Raw genomic sequence first — 4674 nt, 5'->3', positions numbered from 1 at the left:
GGTCCTCGACCGCAGCCCCCAGAAGCCGAACCCCTGTTCACGGCTCCTGTCTCAAATCGGCTGCATCCTCCCTGAAGGGGTTACGTGACCCAAATCGCGACGACCTCAGCCGTTACCCTTAGCCATCAACAACCTGAGGGTCCGCGATCGCGTCCGAAGGCAGGTTTCGAGCCTGCGAGAAACCTGATCGCGCAGCGAGCCCCCAGGGCGAGTCGAAGCGATGCAGCGATCGCACCGTAGTTCCCGTTGAAGGGAGGGCCCCAGGGCCCGACCGCCAAGGGAACTACAGGAAAGCAGGTCTGATTGATCGGTAGAGAAGGCCGGGTGACCGGCAGGATCGGTCCCGGGCTGGTCGGAGAGGTGATGGTTCCGGTCCGCGGCGGGGTCGAGGCGTTCTACGCCCACCCGGTGGATCCGCGCGAGGAGATCATCGTCGGAACGATCGTCGTCGTGGTCGAGTACCAGCCGCCCCGGACGGTGTACGTGGCGGCCGCACTCGGACAGTGACGATCTGAACCGAATTGCCGTTTCCTGCGTCTACAGGGAAACTCCGTCCAGCAGGACGCCCGCGGCGCTCGTCTCCGAGGTCGGCCGCTTTCATAAATGAAGAGGAGGTCGCATGCCCGTGCTGCCCGTGGCGATCGCAGTCGTGGTCGCCATCATCGTGTTGATCATTTTGTTCAAGCTGGTCTGGCGGGTCGCCGAGCCGAACGAGGCGCTGATCATCTCCGGTCTCGGCGCCAAGTCGAAGCCGGTGAACGGCATGGACAGCCTCGGGTTCAAGATAGTGACCGGCAAGGGGACGGCCGTCCTGCCCGGTTTCCAGGTCTCCCGGCGGCTCCAGCTCGACAGCCGGGCCGCCAACCTCGAGGTCAACTGCGTGACCCAGCAGGGGATCCCGGTCGCGGTCCGCGGTGTGGTCATCTACAAGGTCGGGGACGACCTGGTCTCGATCGCCAACGCGGCGCGGCGCTTCCTGGAGCAGCAGTCCTCGATGGACGGCGCGATCCACGAGCTGTTCACCGGCCACCTGCGCTCGATCATCGGCAACCTCACGGTCGAGGACCTCATCCTCAACCGCGAGCGGCTCACCAGCGAGACGCGGATGTCCGCCGCCGACGAGATGAGCAAGCTCGGCCTGGTCGTCGACTCGCTGCAGATCCAGGAGATCGAAGACGAGACCGGCTACATCACCAACCTCGGCCGCCCGCACGCCGCCAAGGTCGCCGCCGCAGCCCGCATCGCCGAGGCCGAGCGCAACCAGGAGGCGACCGAGCGCGAGCAGGAGACCGAGCGGCAGAACGCCGCGGTCATCCGGGACACCGAGATGAAGAAGGCCGAGTACGAGGGCCAGGTGCAGCAGGCCGCGCAGCAGGCCCGCCAGGAGGTCATCCTCAAGGAGACCCGCAACGCCGAGCTGGAGGCCGAGCGGACCGAGAAGCGGCTGGAGAGCGAGGTCCGCAGGCCCGCGGACGCCAAGGCGTACGAGCAGGTCAAGCTGGCCGAGGCCGAGCGCGAGGAGCGCATCTCCTACGCCCAGGCCGCGGCGACCGAGGTCCAGCTGAAGGCGCAGCGCGAGTCCGAGGCCATCCGGCTGCTCGGTGAGGCCGAGGCCGACGCGACCCGCCGGAAGGGTCTCGCCGAGGCCGAGGCGATCAAGGCCCGCGCGGACGCGCTGGCCGAGAACACCGACGCCGTCATCGCCCAGCAGCTCGCCGAGCAGTGGCCGCAGATCGTCGAGGCCGGCGCGGGCGTGTTCGGCAACGTCGACAACATGGTCGTGCTCAACGGCGCCCAGGGCGTCGAGGAGATGCTGGCCAAGGCGCTCACGCTCGGCGGCACCGGCCTCGGCCTCGCCCGCCAGCTCCTGGGCAACCTGAACGTGCAGAACGGCCAGGCCCCCGCCCACAACGGCGCCGCGCCCGCGGCCCCGCCCGCGTCGACGGTCCCCGTCGACATCTCCAAGGACGACGACTGACGGTCCACTCCGCAGCGAGGCCCGGCCGGGTTCCGGCCGGGCTTCGCGCTCTGGACACCGGTGTCCTCCGGCATCCCGGCGATCTTGTGGAGGGACGGCGGGGACGGGCGGCACGCGCATTTCCGGTCCGGGCGCTAGCGGTGGTCCGGTCGGGCTAGGTTCGTTCTATGTCCGTGCCGCGGCTTGCCGTCTCCGTCGATCTCGTCGTGCTCACCGTGCGGGAGCAGCGCCTGAGCGCGCTGCGCTGGCGGCGCGACCGGCCGCCGTACGACGGGGCGTGGTCGTTGCCGGGCGGGTTCATCCAGCTCGACGAGGACCTGCCCGCCGCCGCGTCCCGGCTGATGGCGGAGCGGGCGGGGCTCGCGGACGTGCGGATCCACCTCGAGCAGCTCGCCACCTACGGGTATCCCGATCGCGATCCCCGGCAGCGGGTGGTCAGCGTCGCGTACCTGGGCCTGGCCCCGGACCTGCCCGCGTCCAGCCGCGCCCAGGTGCTGTGGACGGCCGTGGACGATCTCGTCCACCAGGACCGGGCCGCGTTCGACCACCGGCGGATCCTGTGCGACGGGATGGAGCGGGCGCGGGCCAAGCTGGAGTACACCTCGCTGGCCGCCGCGTTCTGCCCGTCCGAGTTCACCGTCGCCGAGCTGCGCCGCGTCTACGAGATCGTGTGGGGGACGAGCCTGGACCCGCGGAACTTCCACCGGAAGGTCACCGGCGCCGACCGGTTCCTCATCCCGACCGAGCGGACGACGACGCGCGACGGCGGCCGTCCGGCCCGGCTGTACCGGCGCGGCGACGCCGAGCAGCTGCGCCCGCCGATGCTGCGCCCGCGCGCTTCCGCGTACGTTGAGCAGGGGTGATTTCGTGGTGTGGCCGGACGGTTGCTAGTTTCGCACGCTATGGACGGTGACTCGCCCGAAGCCCTCGGCCTGCTCGTGCGGGACATCGGGGAGGCCGGCGTCGCGGAGATGGCCGGCTCCCCGGGTCTCGCGGCGGCCGTCGACCAGCACGTGGCCAGCCTCAAGGATGAGCTGGGCACGCCCGGTGAGCAGGAGCTGATGGGCTACCTGCGCAGATTCGCCGAGGAGGCCTTCGATCGCGGCTGGTGGCCGGACGACACCCGGGACTGGGAGTTCGTCCGCATCGTGGCGGTGTGCTGGATGATGCGCCTTACCGCGTGACGCCGTACCGCGTGACGCCGTACCGCGTGACGCCGTACCGCGTGACGCCGTACCGCGTGACGCCGTACCGCGTGACGCCGTACCACGTGGCGAGGGGCGCTGCGTAGGCTGGGGCCACGTCACCCCTGCGCAATCTGGAGGACAACGGTGTCCGAGGCAAACACTCCGCGCTTCCGCTCCGTCCTCGACCGGTTCGTGGCTTACAAGCCCGGGAAGGTCGTGGTGTCACCCGAGGGCCGCTCGTTCAAGCTGTCGTCCAACGAGTCGCCCCACGGGCCGCTCCCGTCGGTCGTGGACGCGATCGGCGAGGCGGCGAGGAACGTCAACCGCTACCCCGACAACAACGCCACGGCGCTGACCGAGGCGATCGCGTCGTTCTGCGATGTCCCCGCCGATCACGTCGCGGTGGGCTGCGGCTCGGTCGGCGTGACCCAGATGCTTCTGGAGGCCGTCGCGGAGCCGGGCGCCGAGGTGGTGTACGCGTGGCGGTCGTTCGAGGCGTACCCGCTGCTGGTGTCGCTGTCGGGCGCGACGGGCGTCCAGGTGCCGCTGCGCGACGAGACCCACGACCTGGCCGCGATGGCCGACGCGATCACCGAGAAGACGCGGCTGATCTTCGTCTGCAACCCGAACAACCCGACCGGCACGGCCGTCCGCCGCGCCGAGCTGGAGGCGTTCCTGGACCGCGTCCCCGCCGACTGCCTGGTCGTCCTGGACGAGGCGTACCGCGAGTACATCCGCGACGACGAGGTCCCCGACGGCCTCACGCTCTACGGCGACCGGCCCAACCTCGCGATCCTGCGGACGTTCTCCAAGGCCTACGGGCTCGCGGGCCTGCGCATCGGGTTCCTCGTCGCGCACCCGCTGGTGGCCGGCGCGATCCGCAAGACGTTCCTGCCGTTCAGCGTGAACTCCGTCGCGCAGGCGGCGGGTATCGCGTCCCTGGAGGCGACCGATGAGCTGCTGGAACGCGTCGAGGGAACGGTGAAGGAACGCGACCGCGTCCGCGGCGCCCTGCGCGCCGACGGCTGGACCGTCCCGCCGACCGAGGCCAACTTCGTCTGGCTGCGCCTCGGCGACCGGACGATGGACTTCTCCGCGGCCTGCGACGCCCAGGGCGTCAGCGTCCGCCCGTTCGACGGCGACGGCGCCCGAATCTCCATCGGCTCCCCAGAAGAGAACGACGCCTTCCTACAGGTAGCGAAGACCTACCCCCATCGCACCTAAATCACCCAGGCCGCCAACCGGACGCGACGACCCCAGCGCCACCGCAACCCCGCACCAACCTGAACCACTGCGATCGCGTCCGAAGGCAGGTTTCGAGCCTGCGAGAAACCTGATCGCGAAGCGAGCCGCAAGGCGAGTTCGGAGCGATGCAGCGATCGCACGCAGTGCCCGCCGAAGGGAGGGCCCTCCAGGGCCCGACCGCCAAGGGCACTGCAATCAAGCACGCGCCGAGCCGAGCTTTTCGACGATCAGGCGGTAGAGCTGGCGGGGGCGGCCCGGCTGGGG

6 protein-coding genes are annotated in these 4674 nt (G+C 70.2%); 5 read left to right on the top strand and 1 reads right to left on the bottom strand.

Annotated features, from left to right (window positions below):
• Positions 1–324: 324 nt before the first annotated feature.
• From E1281_RS37710 to E1281_RS37695, 4 genes are all read left to right on the top strand, one after another.
• The gene (locus tag E1281_RS37710) at positions 325–507 is read left to right on the top strand and encodes a hypothetical protein (protein WP_131884490.1); all 183 of its coding nucleotides are present in this window, start codon (positions 325–327) and stop codon (positions 505–507) included.
• 112 nt (positions 508–619) lie between these two features.
• Positions 620–1978, top strand: a complete 1359-nt coding sequence (locus E1281_RS37705) for a flotillin family protein (protein ID WP_131884489.1) — start codon at positions 620–622, stop codon at positions 1976–1978.
• A gap of 167 nt (positions 1979–2145) precedes the next feature.
• Positions 2146–2841 carry an NUDIX domain-containing protein gene (locus E1281_RS37700; protein WP_131884488.1) on the top strand — a complete coding sequence of 232 codons (696 nt, stop codon included), beginning with the start codon at positions 2146–2148 and terminating at the stop codon, positions 2839–2841.
• Between the two features lie 39 nt (positions 2842–2880).
• Complete coding sequence (locus E1281_RS37695) at positions 2881–3162, top strand: DUF6401 family natural product biosynthesis protein (RefSeq protein ID WP_131884487.1); 282 nt, start codon at positions 2881–2883, stop codon at positions 3160–3162.
• Here E1281_RS37695 and E1281_RS42750 read toward each other — a convergent pair.
• Positions 3152–3280, bottom strand: a complete 129-nt coding sequence (locus E1281_RS42750; protein ID WP_279433688.1) for a hypothetical protein — start codon at positions 3278–3280, stop codon at positions 3152–3154. The genes E1281_RS37695 and E1281_RS42750 overlap by 11 nt on opposite strands.
• A 29-nt stretch (positions 3281–3309) precedes the next feature.
• Between E1281_RS42750 and hisC the strand changes: the two genes are divergently transcribed.
• A complete protein-coding gene (gene hisC, locus E1281_RS37690) occupies positions 3310–4389 on the top strand; it encodes a histidinol-phosphate transaminase (RefSeq protein ID WP_131884486.1) in 1080 nt (359 codons plus the stop codon).
• Positions 4390–4674 lie beyond the last annotated feature (285 nt).

Source organism: Actinomadura sp. KC345, assembly GCF_004348515.1.
GTDB lineage: Bacteria > Actinomycetota > Actinomycetes > Streptosporangiales > Streptosporangiaceae > Spirillospora.
Note: the sequence above shows the minus strand (reverse complement) of the source record. Positions and strands in the feature narration are given on the sequence as shown.

Bases quoted from the DNA above. Each gene is read 5' to 3' on its own strand.
- E1281_RS37705 (WP_131884489.1), top strand. From the start codon at position 620: ATGCCCGTGCTGCCCGTGGCGATCGCAGTCGTGGTCGCCATCATCGTG.
- E1281_RS37700 (WP_131884488.1), top strand. From the start codon at position 2,146: ATGTCCGTGCCGCGGCTTGCCGTCTCCGTCGATCTCGTCGTGCTCACC.
- E1281_RS37695 (WP_131884487.1), top strand. From the start codon at position 2,881: ATGGACGGTGACTCGCCCGAAGCCCTCGGCCTGCTCGTGCGGGACATC.